The sequence below is a fragment of the Psychrobacter sp. NPDC078631 genome (assembly GCF_050268165.1).
Classification (GTDB): domain Bacteria; phylum Pseudomonadota; class Gammaproteobacteria; order Pseudomonadales; family Moraxellaceae; genus Psychrobacter.
The window spans coordinates 578,442-601,675 of record NZ_JBNNGG010000001.1; the positions used below are offsets into that span (position 1 = coordinate 578,442).

The 23,234-nt window shown below is 41.2% G+C and carries 19 protein-coding genes; 9 read left to right on the plus strand and 10 right to left on the minus strand.

Annotated features, from left to right (window positions below; genetic code table 11):
- Window positions 1-8 precede the first annotated feature (8 nt).
- Entirely contained in the window at window positions 9-332 is a 324-nt protein-coding gene (locus tag ACQKCP_RS02315; protein WP_101204423.1) for a hypothetical protein, read from the minus strand.
- Between the two features lie 67 nt (window positions 333-399).
- Window positions 400-861: a sulfurtransferase complex subunit TusD gene (tusD, locus tag ACQKCP_RS02320; protein WP_427611117.1), complete on the minus strand. Its 462-nt coding sequence runs from the start codon at window positions 859-861 to the stop codon at window positions 400-402.
- Between the two features lie 408 nt (window positions 862-1,269).
- Here tusD and glnE point away from each other — a divergent pair, with 408 nt between their 5' ends.
- The 6 genes from glnE (at window position 1,270) to ACQKCP_RS02350 (ending at window position 9,670) form a co-directional block, all read left to right on the plus strand.
- On the plus strand, window positions 1,270-4,134 hold the full coding sequence (glnE, locus tag ACQKCP_RS02325) for a bifunctional [glutamate--ammonia ligase]-adenylyl-L-tyrosine phosphorylase/[glutamate--ammonia-ligase] adenylyltransferase (protein WP_427611118.1): 2,865 nt from the start codon (window positions 1,270-1,272) through the stop codon (window positions 4,132-4,134).
- Between the two features lie 363 nt (window positions 4,135-4,497).
- Window positions 4,498-5,427, plus strand: coding sequence for a branched-chain amino acid transaminase (locus tag ACQKCP_RS02330; protein WP_296207733.1), 930 nt, complete (start codon window positions 4,498-4,500; stop codon window positions 5,425-5,427).
- Between the two features lie 106 nt (window positions 5,428-5,533).
- Complete coding sequence (locus ACQKCP_RS02335; protein WP_427611119.1) at window positions 5,534-6,370, plus strand: glycosyl transferase; 837 nt, start codon at window positions 5,534-5,536, stop codon at window positions 6,368-6,370.
- Between the two features lie 103 nt (window positions 6,371-6,473).
- Complete coding sequence (locus tag ACQKCP_RS02340; RefSeq protein WP_427611120.1) at window positions 6,474-7,340, plus strand: glycosyltransferase; 867 nt, start codon at window positions 6,474-6,476, stop codon at window positions 7,338-7,340.
- Between the two features lie 64 nt (window positions 7,341-7,404).
- Entirely contained in the window at window positions 7,405-8,481 is a 1,077-nt protein-coding gene (locus ACQKCP_RS02345; RefSeq protein ID WP_427611121.1) for a glycosyltransferase, read from the plus strand.
- 67 nt (window positions 8,482-8,548) lie between these two features.
- Window positions 8,549-9,670 (plus strand): glycosyltransferase, encoded by a 1,122-nt coding sequence (locus ACQKCP_RS02350; RefSeq protein ID WP_427611122.1) that lies wholly within the window; start codon window positions 8,549-8,551, stop codon window positions 9,668-9,670.
- 71 nt (window positions 9,671-9,741) lie between these two features.
- On the opposite strand, the gene ACQKCP_RS02355 is transcribed toward ACQKCP_RS02350, so the two are convergent.
- The 4 genes from ACQKCP_RS02355 to ACQKCP_RS02370 form a co-directional block, all read right to left on the minus strand.
- On the minus strand, window positions 9,742-10,509 hold the full coding sequence (locus tag ACQKCP_RS02355; RefSeq protein WP_427611123.1) for a hypothetical protein: 768 nt from the start codon (window positions 10,507-10,509) through the stop codon (window positions 9,742-9,744).
- A gap of 93 nt (window positions 10,510-10,602) precedes the next feature.
- The gene (locus tag ACQKCP_RS02360; protein WP_427611124.1) at window positions 10,603-11,616 is read right to left on the minus strand and encodes an NAD-dependent epimerase; all 1,014 of its coding nucleotides are present in this window, start codon (window positions 11,614-11,616) and stop codon (window positions 10,603-10,605) included.
- A complete protein-coding gene (locus ACQKCP_RS02365) occupies window positions 11,616-12,782 on the minus strand; it encodes a nucleotide sugar dehydrogenase (protein ID WP_427611125.1) in 1,167 nt (388 codons plus the stop codon). The genes ACQKCP_RS02360 and ACQKCP_RS02365 overlap by 1 nt, the downstream gene beginning before the upstream one ends.
- Before the next feature lie 100 nt (window positions 12,783-12,882).
- Window positions 12,883-13,884, minus strand: a complete 1,002-nt coding sequence (locus ACQKCP_RS02370; protein WP_427611126.1) for a capsular polysaccharide biosynthesis protein — start codon at window positions 13,882-13,884, stop codon at window positions 12,883-12,885.
- 259 nt (window positions 13,885-14,143) lie between these two features.
- Here ACQKCP_RS02370 and ACQKCP_RS02375 point away from each other — a divergent pair, with 259 nt between their 5' ends.
- The gene (locus tag ACQKCP_RS02375; protein ID WP_427611127.1) at window positions 14,144-15,310 is read left to right on the plus strand and encodes a glycosyltransferase; all 1,167 of its coding nucleotides are present in this window, start codon (window positions 14,144-14,146) and stop codon (window positions 15,308-15,310) included.
- Window positions 15,311-15,369: 59 nt separating this feature from the next.
- Here the strand turns inward: ACQKCP_RS02375 and ACQKCP_RS02380 are convergent, their stop codons facing one another.
- From ACQKCP_RS02380 to aspS, 4 genes are all read right to left on the minus strand, one after another.
- The gene (locus tag ACQKCP_RS02380) at window positions 15,370-16,227 is read right to left on the minus strand and encodes a hypothetical protein (RefSeq protein WP_427611128.1); all 858 of its coding nucleotides are present in this window, start codon (window positions 16,225-16,227) and stop codon (window positions 15,370-15,372) included.
- A 96-nt stretch (window positions 16,228-16,323) separates the two neighbouring features.
- Window positions 16,324-17,124, minus strand: a complete 801-nt coding sequence (locus tag ACQKCP_RS02385; protein ID WP_427611129.1) for a glycosyltransferase — start codon at window positions 17,122-17,124, stop codon at window positions 16,324-16,326.
- A 133-nt stretch (window positions 17,125-17,257) separates the two neighbouring features.
- A complete protein-coding gene (locus ACQKCP_RS02390; RefSeq protein ID WP_424505925.1) occupies window positions 17,258-18,289 on the minus strand; it encodes a lysophospholipid acyltransferase family protein in 1,032 nt (343 codons plus the stop codon).
- 67 nt (window positions 18,290-18,356) lie between these two features.
- Complete coding sequence (gene aspS, locus ACQKCP_RS02395; RefSeq protein WP_101204567.1) at window positions 18,357-20,183, minus strand: aspartate--tRNA ligase; 1,827 nt, start codon at window positions 20,181-20,183, stop codon at window positions 18,357-18,359.
- Between the two features lie 374 nt (window positions 20,184-20,557).
- Here aspS and sohB point away from each other — a divergent pair, with 374 nt between their 5' ends.
- Window positions 20,558-21,538, plus strand: a complete 981-nt coding sequence (gene sohB / locus ACQKCP_RS02400; protein WP_160021877.1) for a protease SohB — start codon at window positions 20,558-20,560, stop codon at window positions 21,536-21,538.
- A 258-nt stretch (window positions 21,539-21,796) separates the two neighbouring features.
- On the plus strand, window positions 21,797-23,047 hold the full coding sequence (locus tag ACQKCP_RS02405) for an acyl-CoA dehydrogenase family protein (RefSeq protein WP_227526716.1): 1,251 nt from the start codon (window positions 21,797-21,799) through the stop codon (window positions 23,045-23,047).
- Window positions 23,048-23,234: the final 187 nt, after the last annotated feature.

Consider the following 23,234-nt stretch of genomic DNA (forward strand, 5'->3'; position numbering starts at 1 on the left):
ATAGTGATTTAAAATGTGAGTATCTGCTCAAAGTCTTGTGAGTTGATGACCTCTGGCACGAGTGTGAGCTGTGATGCCAGATCTGTCGGCAACATACCGGTGACCCAGCCACTAAAGACATCATCAGGTAGCCAAGCTGCAGGCATGTCATAAAGCTCAAGTGACTGAATCATGCCATGCAGCCGCGAGTCAGATTGCATCAATAATCCAAAGACTGGCGCATCTAAGAATAATTGCACCTCATGACCAAATGTCGCTAAAGTTAGCGCAAGCGCACAACCTTCGTAGCTTGCTGCTTCAGTGGGCGTGTGCAGCTGAATTAATAATCTCATTATGTATTCCTAAAAATAGTTACCGCTACCAGTGATCTCAATAGACAAACCATCAAACGATACGCTATCAAAATTGTATCAAACGACAGTCGTCCTGCATCATCATCGCAAGTTCACTGAGTCCCACTAAGGTAAACCCTGTCGCAAGATTGGCACCGTCAAGCTGATGGCGTGAGCTGTTGTCTACATCACTCACACCGCGGCTAAGGGCTGTACTGACACAGACAGGCAGGGGTAATTGATACCGCTCAGCCAAAGACTGCCATTCTTTGGTCAAGTCTAATTGATCGGCTGACTGCCAACGCAATCGATTGGCTATGTGAGCCGAGTCGCCATAAAAGAAGACGTTGAGCAGAGGTAGTTCAGAGGTAGCATTATCGCTGCTGCCTACGCTATTAGTGTCATTGTTATCAACATCATCACTATTCGCTGCGCCCTTCAGGTAAGCGCGTGCATAGCGTAACGCCAAGTGTGCCAATGGGTGACTAGGGTCAGCAGTAATCAGTAGTAACGGGGTAGTGGTCGTCATAAGGCGCGGTATCACATATTATAAATTAGAGTTTAAAAATTATGGCCGAGTTGCTATAAATGCTTTGTATAAAGTCATTTGGTCGTTATTATTATAGTGCTTGTGTGCAAATTTGCGTGACAGAAAACAGAATTTATACTGATAATGCGACATACAGCGGATCATACTGTCACATCAAATGTTGTTGTGTCATAAAAGAGAGGTGAGTCGTCTCTATCAAAGATGTTTATGCTACCATAAAGCGCCGCAAACCAAGTAGAGTCACTGTTATTTAACGTGGTTTTATCTCAAGTGTAGGCACACTGAGTATTATTATTTGATGCTGTGACTGCCTCGTAAGAAAAAACAATAAACTTATGAGCTAGGTTCACGTAGTCTTACCATTCTATGTAAGGAGTTTTTGTCACTATGTTACCTGCTATGCCCTCACGTGTGAACAATGGTACAGATTATCAGCCTACCGTAGAACAACTGCAAGTCCTGCAGACAGCGAGCGAATTTGCTTATCAGATTTGGGAAAGTCGGACCGTTTCGTGTCAGACTTTTTTGCGTAGCTATCCGTTGAATAGTACGCTGACCCGCCAGCAAATCGATGATCTGATACAAGATTATACGCTAGATGAGAACTATCAACTCGCTGATGAAATCAAGGTCATGAGTGGTCTGCGTCACTTGCGCACGCTACTAATGATGCGCTGGATTTGGCAAGATGCCTTGCAAACGATCAGTCTGGAGCAACTGACCGATGAGTTGTCTGAATTTGCAGATGGCTGTATCTCTTTTGCTAAAGATTACACTTATCAGCACTTGGTTGCTAAATATGGTGAGCCGACCTTTATCAATGAACAAGGCAATGTACAGATTGATGATATGGCGATTATGGCCATGGGTAAGCTTGGTGCGCAAGAGCTGAATTTATCGAGTGATATTGATCTAATCTTTGTGCATCAAGCGCGCGGCGAGACCAATGGCAGTAAAGCAAAAGGCACACGTAGCATAGATAACAAACGCTTTATGACTCGATTGGGTCAAGGCATTATTAAACTGCTTGATAACAAGACCGCTGATGGTTTTGTCTTTCGAGTAGATATGCGCTTACGTCCATGGGGTGATGGAAGTGATTTAGCCATTCATCTGTCTGCATTGCAAAAATACTTTACGATGCATGGGCGTGCATGGGAGCGTTTTGCTTGGTTAAAAGCGCGCGTGGTCGGACAAATAGACCAGCCATTTTATGAAGAGTTACAAGCGCTGATTAAGCCATTTGTGTTTCGTTATTATGTGGACTACAGTGCGTTTTCGGCATTGAGAGAGATGAAATCTCTTATTCAAAACCAAGTTGCACAGCGTGAAGACTTGGACAATATCAAGCTTGGCGCGGGTGGCATTAGAGATATTGAGTTTATCGTACAGGCCTTTCAGCTTATCTATGGTGGCCGGCATCCACAGCTGCAAATCAAACCTTGCTTGCAAGCGATGCAAGTATTGTGTGAGCTTGGCTATCTGGAGCATTCAACTTACGAGCAGCTACAGGCAGCGTATCGGTTCTTACGCCGGCTTGAGCATGCTATTCAAGCGATTAATGACCAACAGACCCAGCGCTTACCACACGATGAGCAATGGCAGCATAATCTAGCAGTGACGCTGAATTTTGAAAACTGGCATGCCTTGTTAGATCAGCTTAATCGTCATCGCGAGAGTGTCAATGTGCCGTTTGAGCGTATGGTCACTGAGCGTCAAATACCTGATAACGAAGATACCGACCTAGAGCCAGAGCACTTAGATGAGCAAATTGCCCGTTTAAATGAAGTGCTAACAAAAGAAAATCGCGAGGTACTACAGAATTTTTGGCAATCAAAAATGGTGGCTAATTTAAGTGATGAAGCCAGAGAGCGTTTAGACGACGCATATCCTGTCATTGTCCATGCGTTGTTAGCGCATCAAGAACAGCAGCAACTTGCCAATACTGCTTTACCAAGATTGATCTCACTGCTTGAAGCGATTTGCCGCCGTTCTATCTATTTGGTCATGATTGCTGAAAACCCTAATGCAACGATTGAGCTGATTCCAATGCTATCTGCCAGCCCGTGGATCGCAAAAGAGTTGGCTCAGTATCCTGTATTATTAGACACATTTTTGCAGCAGCGTTATCGCCATCTGCCAGATAAGCGTGAGCTGCGTGATATCTTGCGTCAACAGTTGTTACGCGTCGAGCCAAACGATGAAGAAGAGCTGTTGAGCGTCCTGCGACTGTTTAAAAAGAATCAGGTGTTGGCGGTCGCGGCTAGTGATGTATTGGCTGAACGCCCGATTATGAAAGTGTCGGATTCATTGACTTACATCGCTGAAGTCGTATTAGAAGCCGCATTGGAGCGCGCTTTTGCAGAGATTGTTAATCGTTATGGGTATCCTATTGGCCAAGATGGTGACCCAGTCACTGAAGCAGACTGCGGCTTTGCAATTATCGGTTATGGCAAGCTTGGTGGCTTAGAGTTATCGTATTCTTCAGATTTGGACTTGGTATTCTTACACAAGATAAAAGAGCAAGGTATGACCACTGGTGAAAAATCAGTCAGTGGTATGAAGTTTGCCGCGCGTCTTGTACAAAAACTGATGAATTATCTCAATACTCAAACACGTGATGGCCGTGCTTATGAGATTGATATGCGTCTGCGGCCTTCGGGAAATGCTGGCATGATGGTGGTGTCTTGTCATGCGTTTGAAACCTATCAAATGGATAAGGCATGGTCATGGGAGCATCAAGCGTTGGTACGTGCTCGTGCGATTTGCGGGGACAGACGAGTCACTGCACGCTTTTGTGATATTCGCCGCGATGTATTGTCGTTGCCACGGACACTGGATCAAGTACGTAGCGAAGTCACTAGCATGCGTATCAAAATGCAAAAGCATCTAGGGACGAACCAATGGCAGCAGGAAGCGGGTAAATTTCATCTTAAGCAAGATGCAGGCGGTATTGTAGACATTGAGTTCTTAGCACAGTTTGCCGTATTGGCCTACTCGCATGAATATCCGAGTTTGACCAAATGGAGCGATAATGTGCGAATTTTTGCAGAAGTTGCTTTGCTTAGTATTTGGGATGACCAAGTCTGTCAGGATTTGACCGATGCCTATCTAAGGATACGTGCTGCCACGCATCAGTTGGCACTATCAGAGCAGTCTTTGCTCGTTGATGAGTCATTGTGGCAGGAGACGCGAGCGTTAGTACAATCACAGTGGCAGCATCTCATGGGCGTGGAGACAGACGACGAGTAATATCGAAACTTGTATGATTAAGGCCTTGCCGATGGTCGAAGAGACGCTTAAACTGTAATGCGTTATGATAAATAGAAGCTATGAACAAAAGCTATGAACAAAAACTATGGATAGAATCGGTAGCTAGAAACGATATAATTAAAAACCATATAGTGCCAAACCAAAAGATTTCATTTGCCAAGACGGCCAGTGATATAATCGGTCACACATCATCATAGCACTGTCAGTCGTTCGTCATAATGAAGCTGTTGTTTAGGCAATAAAAATTGACGCTGCGGTGTTATCATACGATGTTGATCAATACTGTTAAATAAAACCTACCTAAAAAAAGTTAGACGTCAGTGCTAGCATAAGGACAATAAAATGAATATGGCAACACAAGATGGTAAGCTTTGGATGAATGGCACAATGATCGAACAGCCAGATGCTAAAGTTCATGTGCTTACACATAGCTTGCATTACGGTATGGCTGTGTTTGAAGGCGTACGCGCTTATCAGACAGCTGATAATCGTACCGCTATTTTCCGCTTAAAAGAACATACCGAGCGTCTCCTTGGCTCAGCCAAAATCTTCCAAATGGATGTACCTTTTGATGCTGCCACTCTAGAGCAAGCACATAAGGATGTGGTCAAGCAAAACAACTTGGCAGAAGCTTATATTCGTCCGCTCATTTGGGTAGGTGCAGAAAAACTTGGCCTGTCTTCACGTGATAACAGCATCAATGCAATGGTTGCTGCTTGGCATTGGGGTGCTTATCTTGGTGAAGAGGGCATCAAAAACGGTATCCGTGTAAAAACGTCATCTTATACGCATCACATGCCAAACGTGACTATGTGTAAGGCTAAAGCCTCTAGTAACTATCCTGTGTCTATCATGGCCAATCAAGAAGTGACGCGCAATGGCTATGACGAAGCTATCTTGATGGATCCACAAGGATTTGTATGTCAGGGCGCAGGCGAGAACTTATTTTTGGTGAAAAATGGTGAGCTACATACGCCAGACCTATCAGGTGGTGCATTAGACGGTATCACCCGTCGTACTATCTTGCAGTTCGCAGCTGACCTAGGTATCAATGTCATCGAACGCCGCATCACTCGTGATGAGTTTTACTTAGCTGACGAGATATTTATGACAGGTACCGCTGCTGAAGTCACGCCTATTCGTGAATATGACGATCGTATCATCGGTAATGGTGGCCGCGGTCCATTGACTGAAAAACTACAGACCTTATACTTTGATGTGGTTCATGGTCGTAATGAGCAATATATGGACTGGTTAAGCTTTATTGATTAATAATGCCATTACTTTAAAGACCAAAAAGGCTGAACATAATTGTTCAGTCTTTTTTTTATGCTAATATAGCCATCATATTTATTCATACGATTAAAGTGAGCAGTCAATGCCAATAGATTCTAGTACAGCCGATAATAAAAATATCAAACAAATTATTTGTATTAAATGGGGTACAAAATACGGTGCTGATTACGCCAATAAACTATATGGTATGGTATCTCGTAATATTACCCCGCCATTTCGTTTTGTATGTTTTACGGATGATACGACTGACGTACGTCCAGAAATCGAATGTCAAGAATTGCCACCATTAGATGTCACCATGCCAACGAATACGTTAGGAAAGTGGCCGAAATCTCGTTTGTGGGGTGAAAAACTCGGTGATTTAACAGGGACAGTATTGTTTGTAGATTTAGATGTGATCATCGTCGATAGCCTCGATCCTTTCTTTGAATATGGCGAGCCAGATGATGTTATCTTGTCTTACAATCCAAGCAATCCATTAGAGCGCTTAGGGCAGACCTCTTGTTTTAGATTTCAGATCGGGTCGCTTGTCTCATTACAAGAGAAATTCAAAGCCGATCCACAAGGTATCGCTGATGAGTATCGTTTTGAGCAGCGCTTCGTCACTCGTAATGCGCCAGGTGGTGTCAAGCTGTTTCCAAAGGCATGGGTAGCACACTTTAGACGCAAATGTCGCCAACCATTTCCGCTTAACTACATCAAAGAACCGAAGATTCCTAAAGGCGCTCGTATTGTTATCTTCCCAGGTGATTTGTATCCTACGCACGCTATTGAAGGTAGATATAATAAAAACGCTGCCAACAATGCTAAAGACCATCTAAAAAGACTTACTGAGCCTAAAAACTTGAAACGCCCATTGCGCCATTTGCGTCATTTTATCTTGCCAGTAGGGTGGATTGAAAAGTACTGGAAAGAATAGATTTAACTTTATAGTTATTACCATATTAGCAAACGTTAGTATTGATGCTTGCTATCTTTATATTCGTGAAGATAGAAGCATGACCCAGTGAATGGATAGAATTATGAAAACAAATGATACCATCAGAGTCTTTGTTGGCTGTGACCCAAATAACTGTGATTTAGAGCAGATGATGGTTCTAGATTATAGTATTCATAAACATACTAGTATACCAGTGGAAATAGTATGGATGCAGTTATCGCGAGATCCGGACAGCTACTGGTATTCAAATCCTGAGACTGGTAAGGGTTGGGATACTACTAAATGGTCAACGCCTTTTTCTGGTTTCAGATGGGCGATTCCGGAGTATTGCAATTATTCTGGACGTGCGATCTATATGGATGCTGATGTTGTTATTTTAGACGATCTAGCAAAGCTATGGCAGCATCCTATTCAAGGGCAGTCTATAGTAGCCGCTAAAGCAAATGCTGATATGACTCGCCTATGCACCTGTGTGTGGGATTGTGATGCTGCAAAAAATGTGGTTTTGCCTATCGAGAAACTTAAAAAAGATCCCAAAAGTCACAAAGAGATGATGGCTTTGTTTAAGAAAAACCCGCAACTGATTGAGCCTTATCAAGATAGCTATAACTGTATCGATGGTGAAGACTTAGCAATAGAAGAAATCAAAATTTTGCATTATTCGGATATGGGAACGCAATTCAGTCATAAGTATTCCTTACCTAGAGTAAATGAGGAAGGGATTGAGCATTGGTTTGACGGTGAAGTATTGCCACATCCAAGACAGGATTTGGTCGATCTTTTCGATACCTACTATAATGAAGCGCTTACTGCTGGATATGATTTAGAAAGTTATCGAATTGAGCCATTTGGTAGTTTTCCAAAAAAATCACAACAAGGATATATAGGTAATAAGGTGACTCGTCCACATGCTTCTAAGTCATTTTTTTCAAAGCTATTTAAACGCTAGTTTTTAATGAAGCAGTGAAAAGCCTTTTTAAAAAGCTAAAGATTTATTCCATAGGTTGTCGTTTATGAAGCAGCACAAAAAAATAGCGTTACTCGTTATTAATTGTTTACAAGGCGGCGGTGCGGAACGTGTTGTATTGACATTGGGGCAAGGATTTTACGAATTAGGGTATGAAGTACATATTCTAAGATTCAAGCCACTGGTACAGTACGATTTAAGCCAAAATCTCAATTATCATGTCTTAAAGTTTAAGCCCTACAAACTGATACCAGGTGCACAAAGACGCGATAGAGTGTTTGCTCGTGCTGTCGATAAATATGTTCTACAACATATCGGTCAGCCTGACATCATATTGTCTAATCTAGACCGTGCAGATAGTATTCTAAGTAATAGCAAACTACCTAATATCACTTATATTATCCATAATACGGTATCACTACTCTACAAGTTTAATAAAAATTATGATGCTGAACAATTGAAAAAAAGAATGGTGGAGATATACGCAAAGCACCCATGTGTGTGTGTGAGCGAAGGCGCACAAAAAGATTTTATCAAGAGCTTTGGTCGTATTACGCCAACCATTGCCATCCACAATCCAATTGATAGAGACAGCATTCAAAAGCAGGCTGATGCTTTTGTTCCTGAGTATCAAAACTATATTATTCATGTCGGTAGTTTCAAAGATGCAAAACGCCATGATTTGTTAGTAAAAGCCTACGCACAGACTGATCAATCTATGAAGTTATTATTCTTAGGTCAAGGCAAGCACAAGAACGAGACAGAACAGCTAGTAACAGAGTTAAATTTAACAGAAAAAGTGGTATTTCTAGGGTTTCGTGATAACCCTTTTCCTTATATTAAACATGCGCAATTTAAAATATTGACCTCTGATTGGGAAGGCTTTGCCTTGGTTATTGCCGAAGCTCTCGTACTAAGTACACCAGTTATCAGTACCAATTGCCCATCAGGCCCAAGTGAGTTACTGCCTCAAAATAATTTAATGCCTATGGGCAATGTTGACGCCATTGCCAAAAAAATGCGTCAGGCTATGAATAATCCGCAGGAATTTCATGCGCCATTCGATGAGTCGCTACTACCAGTCAAGATAGCAGAAAAATACGTAGAATTTACTCAAAAGTAATAGCTGAAATATAGTGATATCACCATATTTCTAAATTGAAATACTTACCTTTAAGAATACCTGATACATGGCTAATAATATTATAGAAGTAAAAGAAGAACTGAATAATAAAGAAAAAGTGTTACTTGTGATTAACTGCCTACAAGGCGGGGGTGCCGAACGCTCTGTTTTAACTCTTGGACAGGGTTTTCACGATTTAGGTTATGACGTTCATATTCTACGCTTTAAATCTAAAATATCGTATGAACTCAGTGATGATATTTCCTATCATCAACTTGACCTAAGTGACTATAAGTCTATACCCACTAAACAACTGAGGCACTGGTACTTTGCAAAAGTATTAGACAGATACGTGAGCAAAGAGATTGGCACTCCAATACTGACGCTTGCGAATTTAGACAAAGCTGATATGGTCTTGCGTCACAGTAAGCTACCTAATATTGCACACGTAATTAGAAATAATCTTTCTAAAAAAATTGAATTGTTTAGAAGCCAAGGCAAAAAAGCAAATGAGAAAAGATTAAGCAATATATATTCTCGGCATCCTTGTATATGTATTAGTAAAGGAGTCGAAAAAGACTTTCAGTCTACATTAGGTGTTACAAATACCACGACAATATATAACCCGATTGACCAAATACAGATCATACAATCGGCGTCAGAGTTTGAGCCAGAGTTTGAGCCAGAGTTTGATAGTTATATTGTTCATGTTGGTAGTTTTAAGACTCAAAAAGCCCATGAGGTCTTACTTAGAAGCTATGCAAAAACAAAAAAAACGGTTCCGCTTTTGTTGTTAGGTGAGGGAGCATTGTTAGAGCAAATGAAGACGTTGGTTATTTCTTTAGGTTTAGACCATCATGTATATTTTTTAGGTTTTCAAAAAAACCCGTATCCCTATATCCGAAAAGCAAAGTTTATGGTGTTATCATCAATATTTGAAGGGTTTGGACGAGTCATTGCTGAGTCACTGGCTTTAGGGACGCCTGTCATCAGTACAGACTGCCCATCAGGTCCAAGTGAGCTACTACCATCGTACAACCTCGTCCCTGTAGGAGATGTTGATGCTTTAGCAGAAAAAATGGATGAAGCAATGGTGGATGCTAGTATGTATGAGTCCGCATTCGACAATGAGCTGCTACCAACGAATATTGCTCAACAATATATAGAGTTTATGGCAACCAATAATTAGGCGTTTCTTAGTCTCAGCATTGATAAAAAACGAAAGCAGTAGTTTTGAGTCAAAATATGAGAAAGATAGCCCTAATCTAACCACCATTTGGACCAATCATCTCTATGCAATTGCCGTAGAGTAGCGAAAGCACTCTGGTTGTTCTGTAGTTTTTCGAATACAGCGAGCAGTATAGTCGTAGCCAATTTATCGACTTTCTGAAATTTATTATAGCGTTTACGCATATTTCTTAAGCTATCATCGGTACCAATACGAAAATAAGTAAGTCCATCGTATAGAGGCAAATCGCCGGCATAAAGTATGTCGGTTTTTTCGTCTAATAACGGCTTAGGTTCAGCATTAGCGCTTAGTTGTAAAAAGTTTTTGGTCTCATGAACTCTTAAGGTATTCATCAGAGTGATGACGTTCATTAAAATAGCAGCTCTAAGACTGTTGTTTGAGTGATCAATGAAAGTATCGCAGGCTGAGACAATCCAGCGCAGCGAAAGATGCTCTAATAAATAATCGCTTTCTGACTCCCAAAGCTTTTCAAATTCAGCAAAAGTTTTATCTATTTTGTATTTGCGGCGCATCAATATAATAAGCGTATTGTGATAAAAGCAGAGCTCAGACTCTCCTAAAGATTGATACTTTAAGTTATTTAAGTGGATTTCTAAGTCTGTACTTTTACGCTCATCTGTCAGTGCTTCAATATCACACGATAACTCAGTGATTATTGTCGTTTTCATCTCATTAAAGCTTTTACCATCATAGTTTTTGACAATCTTACCCGCATTCAATCTTTTTTCACTTAGAAATATCAATAGCAGTTTTCTTTGCCAGTTTGAAGGTGTAGTCATGTCACTAAAATCCTTTGAACAAGTATGATGCAATTAGAGCTTAAAGGTCTGTCGAAAAAATTGATACCAAAGTGGTTTATAAAATACTTTTGTTTAAACTGAATAGTATTGCTTGTACCATTCGACAAATTTTGTGATTCCATTCTCGATACTGGTATCAGGTTTGAAATCAATATCATCTACTAGCTCGTCTATATCTGCATAAGTAATAGGCACATCACCTGCTTGCATCGGTAATAAATTCTCTTGCGCTTTTTTGCCACAAGCGCTTTCGATGGCAGTGATAAAACGGCGTAAAGTTACTGGTTGATTATTGCCAATGTTATATATTTTATAAGGGGCGGTTGCTGTAGTGATAGTAGAGTATTGAGGAGAGGGGGCTTTATCCATTATTCGAATGATACCTTTTACAATATCATCAATGTAGGTAAAGTCACGCTGCATATCACCATTATTGAAGACATTGATTGGCTCACCAGCTATAATTTTTTTGGTAAAAGAAAAATAGGCCATATCAGGTCGACCATAAGGACCGTAAACGGTAAAAAACCTTAATCCTGTCGTAGGGATATTATATAAATGGCTGTAACTATGTGCCATGAGCTCGTTAGATTTTTTGGTAGCCGCATATAAACTGATAGGAAAATCAACACAATCAGCAGTGGTAAATGGCTGTTTTATATTCATACCGTAGACCGAGCTGGAGCTGGCATAGATCAAATGCTTGATATCATGATGGCGGCAGCCCTCAAGTATATTAACAAAGCCGACCACATTTGAATCAATATAAGCATTCGGATTTTCGATAGAGTAGCGGACACCTGCTTGGGCACCTAAATTAATGACAATATCGAATTGATAGGTAGAAAAAAGATCAGACATGGCTTCGCGATCAGCAAGATCTAGCTTAATGAAGGTAAAGTATTCTGGTTCTGATATTTCGTTTAGCAGTTTTAAGCGATCTTCTTTTAAACTGACGTCATAGTAGTCGTTAATATTATCAATACCAACGATGCAATTATTGCTATTAGGCAGCTCTATTTCTAGTAGAGCTTTGATTAGATGAAAACCAATAAAACCTGCCGCACCAGTGACTAATATATTCATCAGTCGCTCCCGAATAAATCTCTGGTAAAGACCTTGTCCGCCACATCTTCGATTTCAGCAGATAAACGGTTTGCCACAATGACATCACTCATTGATTTAAACGCTTCTAGATCTTGAATAACTTGTGAGTTGAAAAAGGTACTTTCTTTCAATACTGGTTCGTAAACAATGACTTCGATACCTTTTGCCTTAATACGTTTCATGATGCCTTGTATGGCAGAAGCTCTAAAGTTGTCTGATCCACTTTTCATAACCAATCGGTGTATACCTACAATTTTCGGTTTTCGTTCAATAACTTTATCAGCGATAAAATCTTTACGAGTTCTGTTGGAATCGACAATGGCTTTTATTAGGTTACTTGGCACCTCGTCATAATTTGCCAATAACTGTTTGGTATCTTTAGGCAAGCAGTAGCCACCATAGCCAAATGATGGATTGTTATAATGATCACCAATGCGCGGGTCTAAACCAATACCTTCTATGATTTGTTTGGTTTCAAGTCCAAATGTTTGCGCATAAGTATCAAGCTCATTAAAGTAGGCCACGCGCATTGCTAAATAAGTATTAGAAAACAGCTTGATTGCCTCAGCTTCAGTGGGCTTTACAAACAGTAGCGGTACGTCCTTTTTGATTGCGCCTTCAAGTAATAAATTCGCGAATAATTGAGCTTGTTCTGACTGTTCACCTACAATGATTCGGGAAGGGTAAAGGTTGTCATGCAGCGCTTTACCTTCTCGCAAAAATTCGGGTGAAAAGATAATACGGTCAGTTGCATAACGCTCTCTAATACTCGCCGTATATCCTACTGGTACGGTAGACTTTATAATAATAGTCGCTTGTTGATTGACCAAAAGTACTTGCTCAATCACTGCTTCTACCGTTGATGTATTGAAATAATTGGTCTTGGCATCATAATCAGTTGGTGTCGCCACAATAATAAAATCAGCGCCTTTATAGGCTGCCGATGCATCAAGTGTCGCAGAAAAGTTGAGATTTTTATTTAATAAAAAATCCTCAATATCTTCATCTTCAATAGGGGACTGCTGGGCATTCAACAAGTCGATTTTTTCAGGAACAATGTCAACAGCGACGACTTCGTTGTGCTGTGCCAATAGCATTGCATTTGATAGGCCTACGTAGCCTGTACCTACTACTGCTATTTTCATAATATATCCAATTAATGTTTATGCTTTGATAGATCTAGTCCAAAATTGGTTTATGCTAAATAAGATTCAAAATCACGATACGGTGTCAGGTTGCCTTAGCTCAGAGAGCTGGTGTTCCCGTCACAGAAACGGGGAGATACGCTAAAAATTTATGCTTCATAGCTTGGCTGATTTTCTTGTGTAAATTTGGTTCAAGAAGATCTAGGCTCTGGATACAACCGTACTTGATAGATTTATCTTCTAAAGCAGCAATAAAACCCTCGACACTACTTTCATCTTTTAGATAGTTGACAGAGGTATCGGGTTTTAGATTTGCTTCATCTTTTTGAATTTTAAGATGATTCATCAGGGTTATTGGGTTCACCTGCGCCACATCTCTAAATTTATATCTAATCTGCTTTGTCAGTAGCTGAGGATGGTTTAGTAAATAATCTTTCAATATGTCCCTATCGACGATATGCGGATAGTGATGAATTTCAAAAAACTGATCCATACCAAGTATTTTGGCACTTAGCATTTGGGCGATAGTATGCCTTGGTTGAATCGGTGTTCCAAACAATTTAAAGCGAGATTTTCGGAAATTAAGCTTAGCATTTAATGCCGCACTTTTACGCCAGTGGCCGTGAATGTTCAGATTTTTACCATCCAAAAATTCATCTATTTTTACTGGTTGATTAAAAAAGAAATCATCATTCATATAGATGAAGTAATCAGACAGCCCCTCAATATTCCATATCATCGACTCAATCGATCGAGTGTTAAACGTAGGCAAAAATTGCTCATAACCGGAAAATATATCCTTATGATCAACGATGCGTATTTTATCTGCTGAGCAAATACCTTGCTTGGCAAACTCATCAATGAACGCTGGCTTTTGTTGATCTGTGACAATATATATATGACGACAAAAAGGCACATATTTGATGATAGAAGCAATATTATAATATATCTCATCGTCACTGGCGAAACGCGTGTCAGTTATTGCGTCAGATGCCACTTCTTTACTTGGCTTATACTGTTCTCGCTTTTGTTTAAGTATAGGGTCTGCGCCATCTACCCAAGCAATGACGATATCTAATGTGTTTTCATTAGGCTGCTTCATAACTGATCCTGCTCTCTTCGGATATGCATCTATTTTAGTAGCTATATTAGACCAGCTATGATATTTGCTGCTGCGATTATTAACAAGGTTTAATCGATTTAGATAGTTAGACTAATTATAATTTTTATAGAGATACTGTTAAATCCTGCTCGTACTTTACTGAGTAGATGCCGAGCACTAGCGGTAGGTGAGACTAGCATATAAAGTCAGAACGCTGCAATAATTATGACCATAGTCGCATTCATTTGGCTAACCTATCATGCCTATACTGTTAAAAAATCAAGCTGAGACACTAATGCCACCTATTATTCTATTTATTTTAAAAGCGCTTGAAGGTCGCGGTGCTGAGCGTATGGTTACGACGTTGGCAAGCGCTTATGCAGATATGGGCTATCGTACTCATATCCTATGCTTGGAAGCGACGCAGGATATGCTACTAGACGCTCGTGTGCAATATCATATCGTGCCATATGATGAGGTGTTTTCTGAGCAGAATCTCGACCCAGAATCTACGCAAGCACAAGCCTACGAATCAGTTGCCAAACGTATTGATACTTACGTGCTTAGCCAAATAGGGAAGCCAGATCTAATACTGGCTAATATCTATAAAATAAACTGGATTATGGCATATAGCCAGTTACCCAATATTGTAAATGTACTGCATACAGCGCTATCAAAGCAGTTCCAAAACCAATTATTAGAGGCGCCAGTACAGACTATAAATCATTTGAAAACGGTCTATGGCGCTCATCCTTGTAGCTGTGTAAGTAAGGGTGCACGCCAAGATTTGATTGATCTTATAGGAAATATCACCAAAACCACAACAATATACAATCCTTGTGATGCTGCTGATATAAATACCAAAGCAGCAGCGTCTAGCCATCTTGAACATTTCGGCTTAGTAGATAAAGAGTACATTATACATGTCGCCTCATTTGATAGCATGAAAGGTCATCGAGACTTGCTACAGGCATATGCCGAAACAGAACGAAAGCTGCCGTTAGTACTAGTGGGTAAAGGTAGGCTTGAAGCAGAGATTAAACAGTTGGCTGTCCAACTAAATATTAGCGATTGTATTAAGTTTTTAGGCTTCCAGACCAACCCTTATCCATTAATTAGGTCAGCCGCACTGATGGTGCTTACTTCTAAGTTTGAAGGCTTTGGCTATGTCATCGTAGAGGCGCAAGCACTGGGCGTACCAGTAATCAGTACGGATTGTCCTTTTGGTCCACGAGAGTTATTACCTAAGCAAAACTTAATTGCGGTAGGTGATATTGATGGCTTGGCGTTACTCATCGATCAAGCCATAGACAACCTTACAGATTATATCGTGCCGCTAAACCAGCAGTTGCTGCCTGAACATATTGCAAGACAGTACTTAGCGTTTCGTTCTGTTTTAGATTTAGATAAAAATGAGGGTTTATAACGTGTAGTGGTTCTTAATTAAACGCAATTAAGTAAAGGTTATTAACTGCGAGTCATTAACTAGAAAGTGTCGAATAGCGTTTTAGAGATAGGAGAGTGATTGATGACAGGAACACCATGCGATTGATAGATTCTGCCGAGTAAGTTAAACGAAGGGACAATCCGCTCGTGCATAACTTTGCTGAGCATACTTGGCGCACTATTATTTTTATTTTCATAAAACCGTGGTTGCTTACTGTTAAGCAGGTCAATACCGTACAGATGAATACTCGCTGCTTGGCGCGAAAACGCCAACTGCGCTGCTACATAGGCGACAGTGCCTGCTTCCACAAAGCCATGAGTAATGTTAAGAGAGACACCGATGTCAGCCGCTTTATGATCGCTATCAATAATAAAGTTTGGATTATTGATAAAGTACGATAGCGGCATTTTTTTATTGAGCAATTTTTTCTTAAAGATAAGCTTATTAAAAGATAGCTTGTTTGACTTAACTCCCCATGGCCTATCTACTGGGTACAACACTCGCATGGCATGATGGTACGTTTGCATAATATCAGGGTGCGTAGTGGCCATCGCTTCAAAGACAGCTAACGTTGCATATAGAGGTTGACCTGTATAGTACTGCCGTAAAATCTTAGGCTGATGATTGATGAAGCGCGCATCACTAATGACGTAACCAACAATATCGGTAAACTGATGCTGCCCAATCAGGCTGATACTGCCATTAACAAAAATAGTAGGTGTATCTAGTAGCTCTGCTAACGGCAGCTGCTGTATAGATGGTCCTGAGGCGATAATATTGACGTCTTTTCCATGCAGGCTTTGTTCAGGTTCATTGGCATTAAAAGCATTGATAATGATGAGCTCATTATCAATATTGAACCTAGCGGTAGCAGGTAATCTCAAATATAGCGCCATACTATTTTCCAGTCGTTTGTTTCACCTATCTTATATCGTAATACACTGCCTTTATGCTAATTATAAATTGTCTAAATATGGTTAATTGCTAAGCATCTATTGCCAATGGTCTTTTAACCATGGGCTTGGCTTCACATGTCGATACCATTTACCACCACTACCAGCAATTGCATCTGGCGGGTTAATCTCACCGTGGAAGATAACGATTTTTGCATCATCCGGCAGAGTAGGTGTGCGTACAAAGTTAAAAGGAATCGGCGCAATACATTGGTACTTAAAGCTGACACACCATGTTTTGTCCCAATACTCTAGGTGATGATGCTCACGCAAATAGTTAGAGAGATAAGCCTGCTCGTGACGTACTTGGGTGCGAATGGTTTCAAAGTTTCGCTCAAAATTGGACAGCAAATCAGGATAGGTATTCATACCAATATTGAAGCGATAAACAGAGCTGTTACCAATCATGCGCCAAGGTTTCTTCCAGTCGCGGATGATGACGACACTGTCCTCATGCTCAGCTTGGTAAGTAAAAAACGCATCGATATTATCGACAATGACGATATCAATATCTAAAAATAGGGCCACACCTTTTAAATCATACAGCTCAGGCTTAAAGGTAGTCAGTTTTTTCCAACCACGTTCAGGACCTGCTGGCAAATCCATATCGGGTATCGGATAACAGGCAATCGCAGGGTCAATACCTGTGCTGTCATCGGTCAAGCAAACCATTTTAAAATCTAAGGTTAGATGTCGACTAACCATGTTGTAGAGACGATTGACGTATTCAGGACCATATTTGTCGCCCCATTTCATACAGATGATATAACGCTGTTCAGCAGCATTTGTGCTGGTCTGATTAGGATCTGTAGATGAAGTCTTAGTTACGTCAGATGTCATAATGCACTCGTATTGAGATAATAGTCAGATAAATGAAGGATTAATAAAAGTAAAAGAATATAGAGTTCAGCCAATATTAGCATAGCTATGACTGATGGTACGTCTAAATAGTGCAACGCTAGGTTGGTGATGACTAATGATTGTCGAGCTTAGTGTTATCATTTTTAACAGTACTATCGTTTTTAGCATTGTCGCTTTCAACATTGTCATTTTTAACGCTATCGTTGATATCACTAGCAGAACGACTAGAAACGCTAGAATGGTGAGATTGGATAAAGGCTGCTAAAGTCTCTTTATCTTTTTTATAAGGGTTGCCTAAGTTTGGAATACGCTTAAAACGTCGATAGCCCCACATATAGTGACTATAGTTGTCTGTAATCATACGCTCCATAGCCTGATTGAGAGCATGAGTCGCCACTTTAGCATTGCGGTCATACAAGGCTGGATCATCGAGTTTATAGCAGTAAATATCAAAACCGCGTCCATCGGTACGGCGAATACAAGATAAGCCAACCAGCGCACATTTGGTTTTGCTCGCCAATTTTGAGGCAAGTGTACTGGTCAATGTTTCGATACCAAAGAACGGAACGACAACGCCGCCTGATGGTTCTGGAACGTGGTCGGGCAGTACAATACTAAAACCACCTTGCTTGAGCGTTTTAAACACGGCTTTGACGCCGCTACCATCAGTAGGTACCAAAGTCGCATTAAGTCGCGCACGTCCTTGAAGGATAAACTCATTAGCGAATTTGCCGTCAACTGGCTTATACATAATGGTTGGCGCACCAAACTGGTTTAGCCAAGCATTCATCATCTCCCAAGTGCCGAGATGCGGTACGATAGCAAGCATGCCATTTGGATTGGCAAGACCTTCTAAAAAAATGTCTTTATTATGGACATCACGAATCTGAGCGATACTCCACTCAGGTGGCATCGCCCAGCTTTTTATAGATTCAATACTGGTCAAACATTGATGATAGATGATGTCTTTAGTCAGCGCCCGTTTTTGCTGCTCAGACAGTGTGTGAGTAATCAACGCCATATTGATCTGAATGGTACGCATGATACTTAGACTGGGTATCTTAATGATAACCCAAGCGGCAAAACGTGCCAGCATCTGCAGTACAGACAATGGCACGACTTTGAAAATATGATACGGATTCATGACCACTCACATGGCAATGAATCACGTAATAGGCACTGTAGACAGCAACCGCGCATCATCAAACGATTTATTCAGCAGGCTTGCTGGTATCAGCTTGTGCTTTTTCGCGCACACGGATACCAAGCTCACGTAGTTGTTTGCTATCAACGCCAGCAGGTGCTTGAGTCAATGGGCAATCAGCCGTTTTGGTTTTTGGGAAGGCGATAACGTCACGGATAGAGCTTGCGCCTACCATCAACATAATCAAACGATCCAAACCAAATGCTAGGCCGCCATGCGGTGGCGCACCGAATTTTAGAGCATCAAGTAAGAAACCAAACTTGTCTTCAGCTTCTTGCTCACCGATACCCAAGGCTTCAAGTACAGCTTGCTGCATATCATAAGTGTTGATACGTAAGCTACCACCACCAATCTCAGTACCGTTCAATACCATGTCATAAGCGATAGAAAGGGCAGACTCTGGGTTATTTTTCAACTCTTCAACTGAACCTTTAGGCTTAGTGAACGGATGATGCATCGACGTCCAACGACCATCGTCAGTCTCTTCAAACATCGGGAAGTCGGTCACCCAAAGAGGTGCCCATTCACAAGTCGTCATTTCAAGGTCTAGACCGATTTTTTGGCGTAATGCACCAATTGCATCGTTCACGACACTGGCTTTATCCGCACCAAAGAAGATAATATCGCCATCTTCTGCAGCAGTACGCTCGATTAGGCTCACAAGCACGTCATCAGTCATATTTTTGATGATTGGAGACTGTAGGCCAGACTCTTTATCCACACCGTTGTTGATACTGCTAGCGTCATTGACTTTGATATAAGCCAAACCGCGTGCGCCATAAATACCAACAAACTTGGTATAAGCATCGATTTGCTTACGGCTTAATGATGCGCCACCAGGGATACGTAGGGCAGCCACACGACCTTTAGGATCGTTAGCAGGACCTGCAAACACTTTGAAGTCAACGTCTTTCATCAAATCTGCAACGTCGACCAGCTTTAGTGGAATACGTAAGTCAGGCTTGTCTGATGCATAGTCACGCATTGCTTCTGCATAAGTCATGCGTGGGAACTGCTCAAACTCAACGTCCATCATTGTCTTAAACAAATGCTTGATAAGACCTTCGTTGATGTTCATGATTTCTTCTTCGTTCAAGAAAGAAGTCTCAATATCCACCTGAGTAAATTCAGGCTGACGATCGGCACGTAAATCTTCATCACGGAAGCATTTAGCAATTTGATAATAACGGTCAAAACCTGACACCATCAATAATTGCTTAAACAGCTGTGGTGACTGCGGCAGGGCAAAGAAGTTACCTGGACGAGTACGTGATGGTACAAGATAATCACGCGCACCTTCAGGTGTTGCACGAGTCAAGATAGGTGTCTCAACATCCAAGAAACCATGATCGTCTAAATAACGACGAATCGCTGACGTTGCCTTGGCACGGAACACCATACGCTCTTGCATTTGCGGACGACGCATATCAAGATAACGATACTTCAAACGCAAGTCTTCAGATACAGTTGTTTTTTCGTCATTCAATGGGAATGGCGGCGTTTCAGATTTAGCCAGTACTTCAATTTCTTTGCCCAATAGCTCAATCTGGCCACTGGTCATATTATTATTTTCAGTACCTTCATAACGGCGACGTACGCGGCCAGTTATCTTTAGCACGTATTCAGGACGTACAGCATCAGCTGCTGCAAAAGCTTCTGGGGTATCAGGGTCGACCACGACCTGTAAGATACCAGCGCGGTCACGCATGTCTAAGAAAATCACGCCACCGTGATCGCGACGACGATGTACCCAGCCTACGATACTAATGGTTTGCTCAAGCAAGCTCTCGGTTACGGCTCCGCAATACTCGTCTCGGTATTCGCTATGCGTCATAGTGCTTTGCGTCATAATATGGTTATCCAGTTATCAGCCCAATTCGAAGTACAATAATGCAGCCATTGTTGTGCGTTTCAAGCTATTTGCAAAAAAAACACACAAACAACGCGATTAAGACATATGGTCATCACGTTGGCTGCAGAAAATTTGATATAAACGCATATTATGCCTAATCTGCCTTTGTTATACAACCGGCTGAGTTCAATCAAAGAATGGGAGTCTGCAAGTATCTGACGTATTTATTCTGCGTTATTTATATTGGGTTAAATATTGTCATCATGCTTGAAAACACCGCTTAGTGTGCACATATCAACCGCACGTTAATAAAAACAGCCATATCAATATATTTACTGACTTGAGGATTTGTAACCATGCTATTTCATCCCCCTAAAAACCCTGTTGAGCTTAAAATACGCCACTTAAATGATGCTCAAAAGCAGCGTCGCGAAGATTTGATGGAAGCCACCCAAGGCAAAGCTGCCCTCAAACAGTTCAAAAAAGTCATGGCCAAAAAAGCCAAGCAAGCATTGAAGGCAAAAACTAAAAATAAGAAAAAACATACCGATGATAAGGCACAAGTTTTTGTACTCGATTTTGACGGCGATATCAAAGCAACTGCGGTCAAACATTTGCGTGAAGAAATCAGTACTTTAATTAGTACCGCAAATAAAGGTGACGAAGTTATCGTCCGTCTCGAATCAGGCGGCGGCTTGGTACACGGTTATGGTTTGGCCGCAGCGCAATTGGTTCGCCTAAAAGATGCTGGTTTAAAATTAACGGTCTGTGTTGATAAAGTGGCGGCAAGCGGTGGTTATATGATGGCCTGCGTTGCAGACAAGGTAATAGCAGCACCATTCGCTATCATTGGTTCAATCGGTGTGGTGTCACAATTACCAAACTTTCATAAATGGCTAAAAAACCATGACGTCGATTATGAGATGTTTACCGCTGGTGATTATAAGCGTACGGTGACTGTATTTGGTGAAAATGATGCCGAAGACCGTGCCAAATACCAAGAAGAACTAGAGCAGACGCATGAGCTATTCAAGCATTTTGTTAATACATATCGTCCAGAACTCGATGTTGCCAAAGTAGCTACGGGTGAGCATTGGTATGGCGAAGATGCGTTAAAGCTTAACTTAATTGATAGTCTACAGACTTCAGACAGCTATATTTTGGAACGTATGGAAGACAACGAAGTATACGCACTATATTCACGTCAGAAGCCGACATTAGCAGAAAAGTTAGGATTGGCTCAGGCAGCAGAAGCGACACTGAGCATGGCTGTAGATAAATTACCTGATGCACTTGCACGTTTTGATTTGAACAGCCGCCTAAATATTCTGAAATAATGTTAGTTATCATTATGATAGTTAAATAATGGTATTTTAGTGTTCAGAAGTTTTTAGATACATTGTTTATATTTTGTAAAAGGCGTGGCCTAGCTGGTCGCGCCTTTTTGCTGTTTATTGACAATTGCTGTGTTATAAATGTAGCACACGGAAAACAGTATACGTGCGTGCACTAAAGCTCTAGTAGAGCTTTTTATCAACATTTGATTTAGACAATCAATAAAGAAAAGGAAGTCATTTATGTCTAACGACAATTTAATGTTTACCGCAACAGAACATGGTCAAGCCATGCATGCCAAAGTCAAAGCGTTCATCGAAACGAATATTGAGCCTATCGAAGCCCAATTCTGGGAAGATTGTCATAAAAAAAATCCTGATGGCAATTGGGAAAACTGGGAGTGGCCAGAAGCCTACGAAAACCTGCGCAAGCAAGCGCGTGAAGAGGGCTTGTGGAATTTATTCCTGCCAGATGACACACTAGGTGCAGGACTGTCAGTCACTGATTATGCACCTATTGCAGAATTGACTGGTCGTAGTTTGCTAGCACCTCATGTATTTAACTGTAATGCCCCTGATAGCGGTAATATGGAGCTGTTGTGGCGCTACGGTACTCAAGAACAGCAAGACAAGTGGCTTACCCCAATTCTAGAAGGTAAGACACGTTCTGTATTCTGTATGACTGAGCCTGATGTGGCGTCAAGTGATGCAACCAATATGCAAGCAACAGCGGTAGTAGATGGTGATGAGATTGTCATTAATGGTAGCAAGTGGTGGTCATCTGGTCTTGGCGATCCAGCGGTTGATGTCTTGATTGTGATGGCATATACCGCGGATGAAAGTGCAGACCGTCATCACCAGCATTCGATGGTGCTTGTGCCAGTTAACACTCCGGGTGTGAACATCAAACGTATGCTGAAAGTGTTTGGGGATTATGATGCACCGCACGGGCACGGTGAGATTAGCTTCGAGAATGTGCGTGTGCCAGTTAGCCACTTTATTGGTGGACCTGGTAAGGGTTTTGAGATTGCACAGGGTCGTCTAGGACCAGGCCGCATTCATCATTGCATGCGCTGCATCGGTGCTGCCGAAAAATCTCTTGAATTAGCGGTCAAGCGTGGTATGTCACGTACTGCCTTTGGTAAGCCATTACTACAATTGGGTGGTAACTTTGAGCGTATCAGCGAAGCCCGTATCAAAATCGACCAAGCACGCTTGCTCACATTGTACGCCGCCCAAAAAATGGATGCTCAGGGCACCAAAGCCGCATTGACGGAAATCTCTGCTATCAAAGTAGTGGCGCCAACTGTGCTACAAGAAGTCGTCGACATGGCGATTCAGATTCATGGTGGTATGGGCGTATGTCAAGATACCTTGCTACCGAATTTCTACGCGCAAGCACGTGTACTACGTTTGGCAGATGGTCCAGATGAAGTACATAAAACCATGATTGCTAAGCTAGAACTAAAACGTCAGGGCTTTAGTCGTTCTGCTAAATCTGACAAAGCTTAGTCTTAAGTTTAATCTTAACAAACAGTTGTGTGAGTTAGTTTCGATTTGCTCATGCAACTATCAAGAATAAGCCAATCAACATGCTAATTGAAAATTCACTATTAACAACTTAGTAGTGAATTTTTCATCCCTAGAGCGAGTCCTCATTTCAAAAATGGTAATAAGTATGAGATAAATTGAATTGAGA

Excerpts from the sequence above, each read along its gene's own strand:
- ACQKCP_RS02360 (WP_427611124.1), bottom strand. The coding sequence starts at position 11,616 with ATGAATATATTAGTCACTGGTGCGGCAGGTTTTATTGGTTTTCATCTA.
- tusD (WP_427611117.1), bottom strand. The coding sequence starts at position 861 with ATGACGACCACTACCCCGTTACTACTGATTACTGCTGACCCTAGTCAC.
- ACQKCP_RS02375 (WP_427611127.1), top strand. The coding sequence starts at position 14,144 with ATGCCTATACTGTTAAAAAATCAAGCTGAGACACTAATGCCACCTATT.
- ACQKCP_RS02390 (WP_424505925.1), bottom strand. The coding sequence starts at position 18,289 with ATGAATCCGTATCATATTTTCAAAGTCGTGCCATTGTCTGTACTGCAG.
- ACQKCP_RS02330 (WP_296207733.1), top strand. The coding sequence starts at position 4,498 with ATGAATATGGCAACACAAGATGGTAAGCTTTGGATGAATGGCACAATG.
- sohB (WP_160021877.1), top strand. The coding sequence starts at position 20,558 with ATGCTATTTCATCCCCCTAAAAACCCTGTTGAGCTTAAAATACGCCAC.
- ACQKCP_RS02350 (WP_427611122.1), top strand. The coding sequence starts at position 8,549 with ATGGCTAATAATATTATAGAAGTAAAAGAAGAACTGAATAATAAAGAA.
- aspS (WP_101204567.1), bottom strand. The coding sequence starts at position 20,183 with ATGACGCATAGCGAATACCGAGACGAGTATTGCGGAGCCGTAACCGAG.
- ACQKCP_RS02345 (WP_427611121.1), top strand. The coding sequence starts at position 7,405 with ATGAAGCAGCACAAAAAAATAGCGTTACTCGTTATTAATTGTTTACAA.
- ACQKCP_RS02365 (WP_427611125.1), bottom strand. The coding sequence starts at position 12,782 with ATGAAAATAGCAGTAGTAGGTACAGGCTACGTAGGCCTATCAAATGCA.
- ACQKCP_RS02355 (WP_427611123.1), bottom strand. The coding sequence starts at position 10,509 with ATGACTACACCTTCAAACTGGCAAAGAAAACTGCTATTGATATTTCTA.
- ACQKCP_RS02405 (WP_227526716.1), top strand. The coding sequence starts at position 21,797 with ATGTTTACCGCAACAGAACATGGTCAAGCCATGCATGCCAAAGTCAAA.
- ACQKCP_RS02380 (WP_427611128.1), bottom strand. The coding sequence starts at position 16,227 with ATGGCGCTATATTTGAGATTACCTGCTACCGCTAGGTTCAATATTGAT.
- ACQKCP_RS02370 (WP_427611126.1), bottom strand. The coding sequence starts at position 13,884 with ATGAAGCAGCCTAATGAAAACACATTAGATATCGTCATTGCTTGGGTA.
- glnE (WP_427611118.1), top strand. The coding sequence starts at position 1,270 with ATGTTACCTGCTATGCCCTCACGTGTGAACAATGGTACAGATTATCAG.
- ACQKCP_RS02340 (WP_427611120.1), top strand. The coding sequence starts at position 6,474 with ATGAAAACAAATGATACCATCAGAGTCTTTGTTGGCTGTGACCCAAAT.
- ACQKCP_RS02335 (WP_427611119.1), top strand. The coding sequence starts at position 5,534 with ATGCCAATAGATTCTAGTACAGCCGATAATAAAAATATCAAACAAATT.
- ACQKCP_RS02315 (WP_101204423.1), bottom strand. The coding sequence starts at position 332 with ATGAGATTATTAATTCAGCTGCACACGCCCACTGAAGCAGCAAGCTAC.
- ACQKCP_RS02385 (WP_427611129.1), bottom strand. The coding sequence starts at position 17,124 with ATGACATCTGACGTAACTAAGACTTCATCTACAGATCCTAATCAGACC.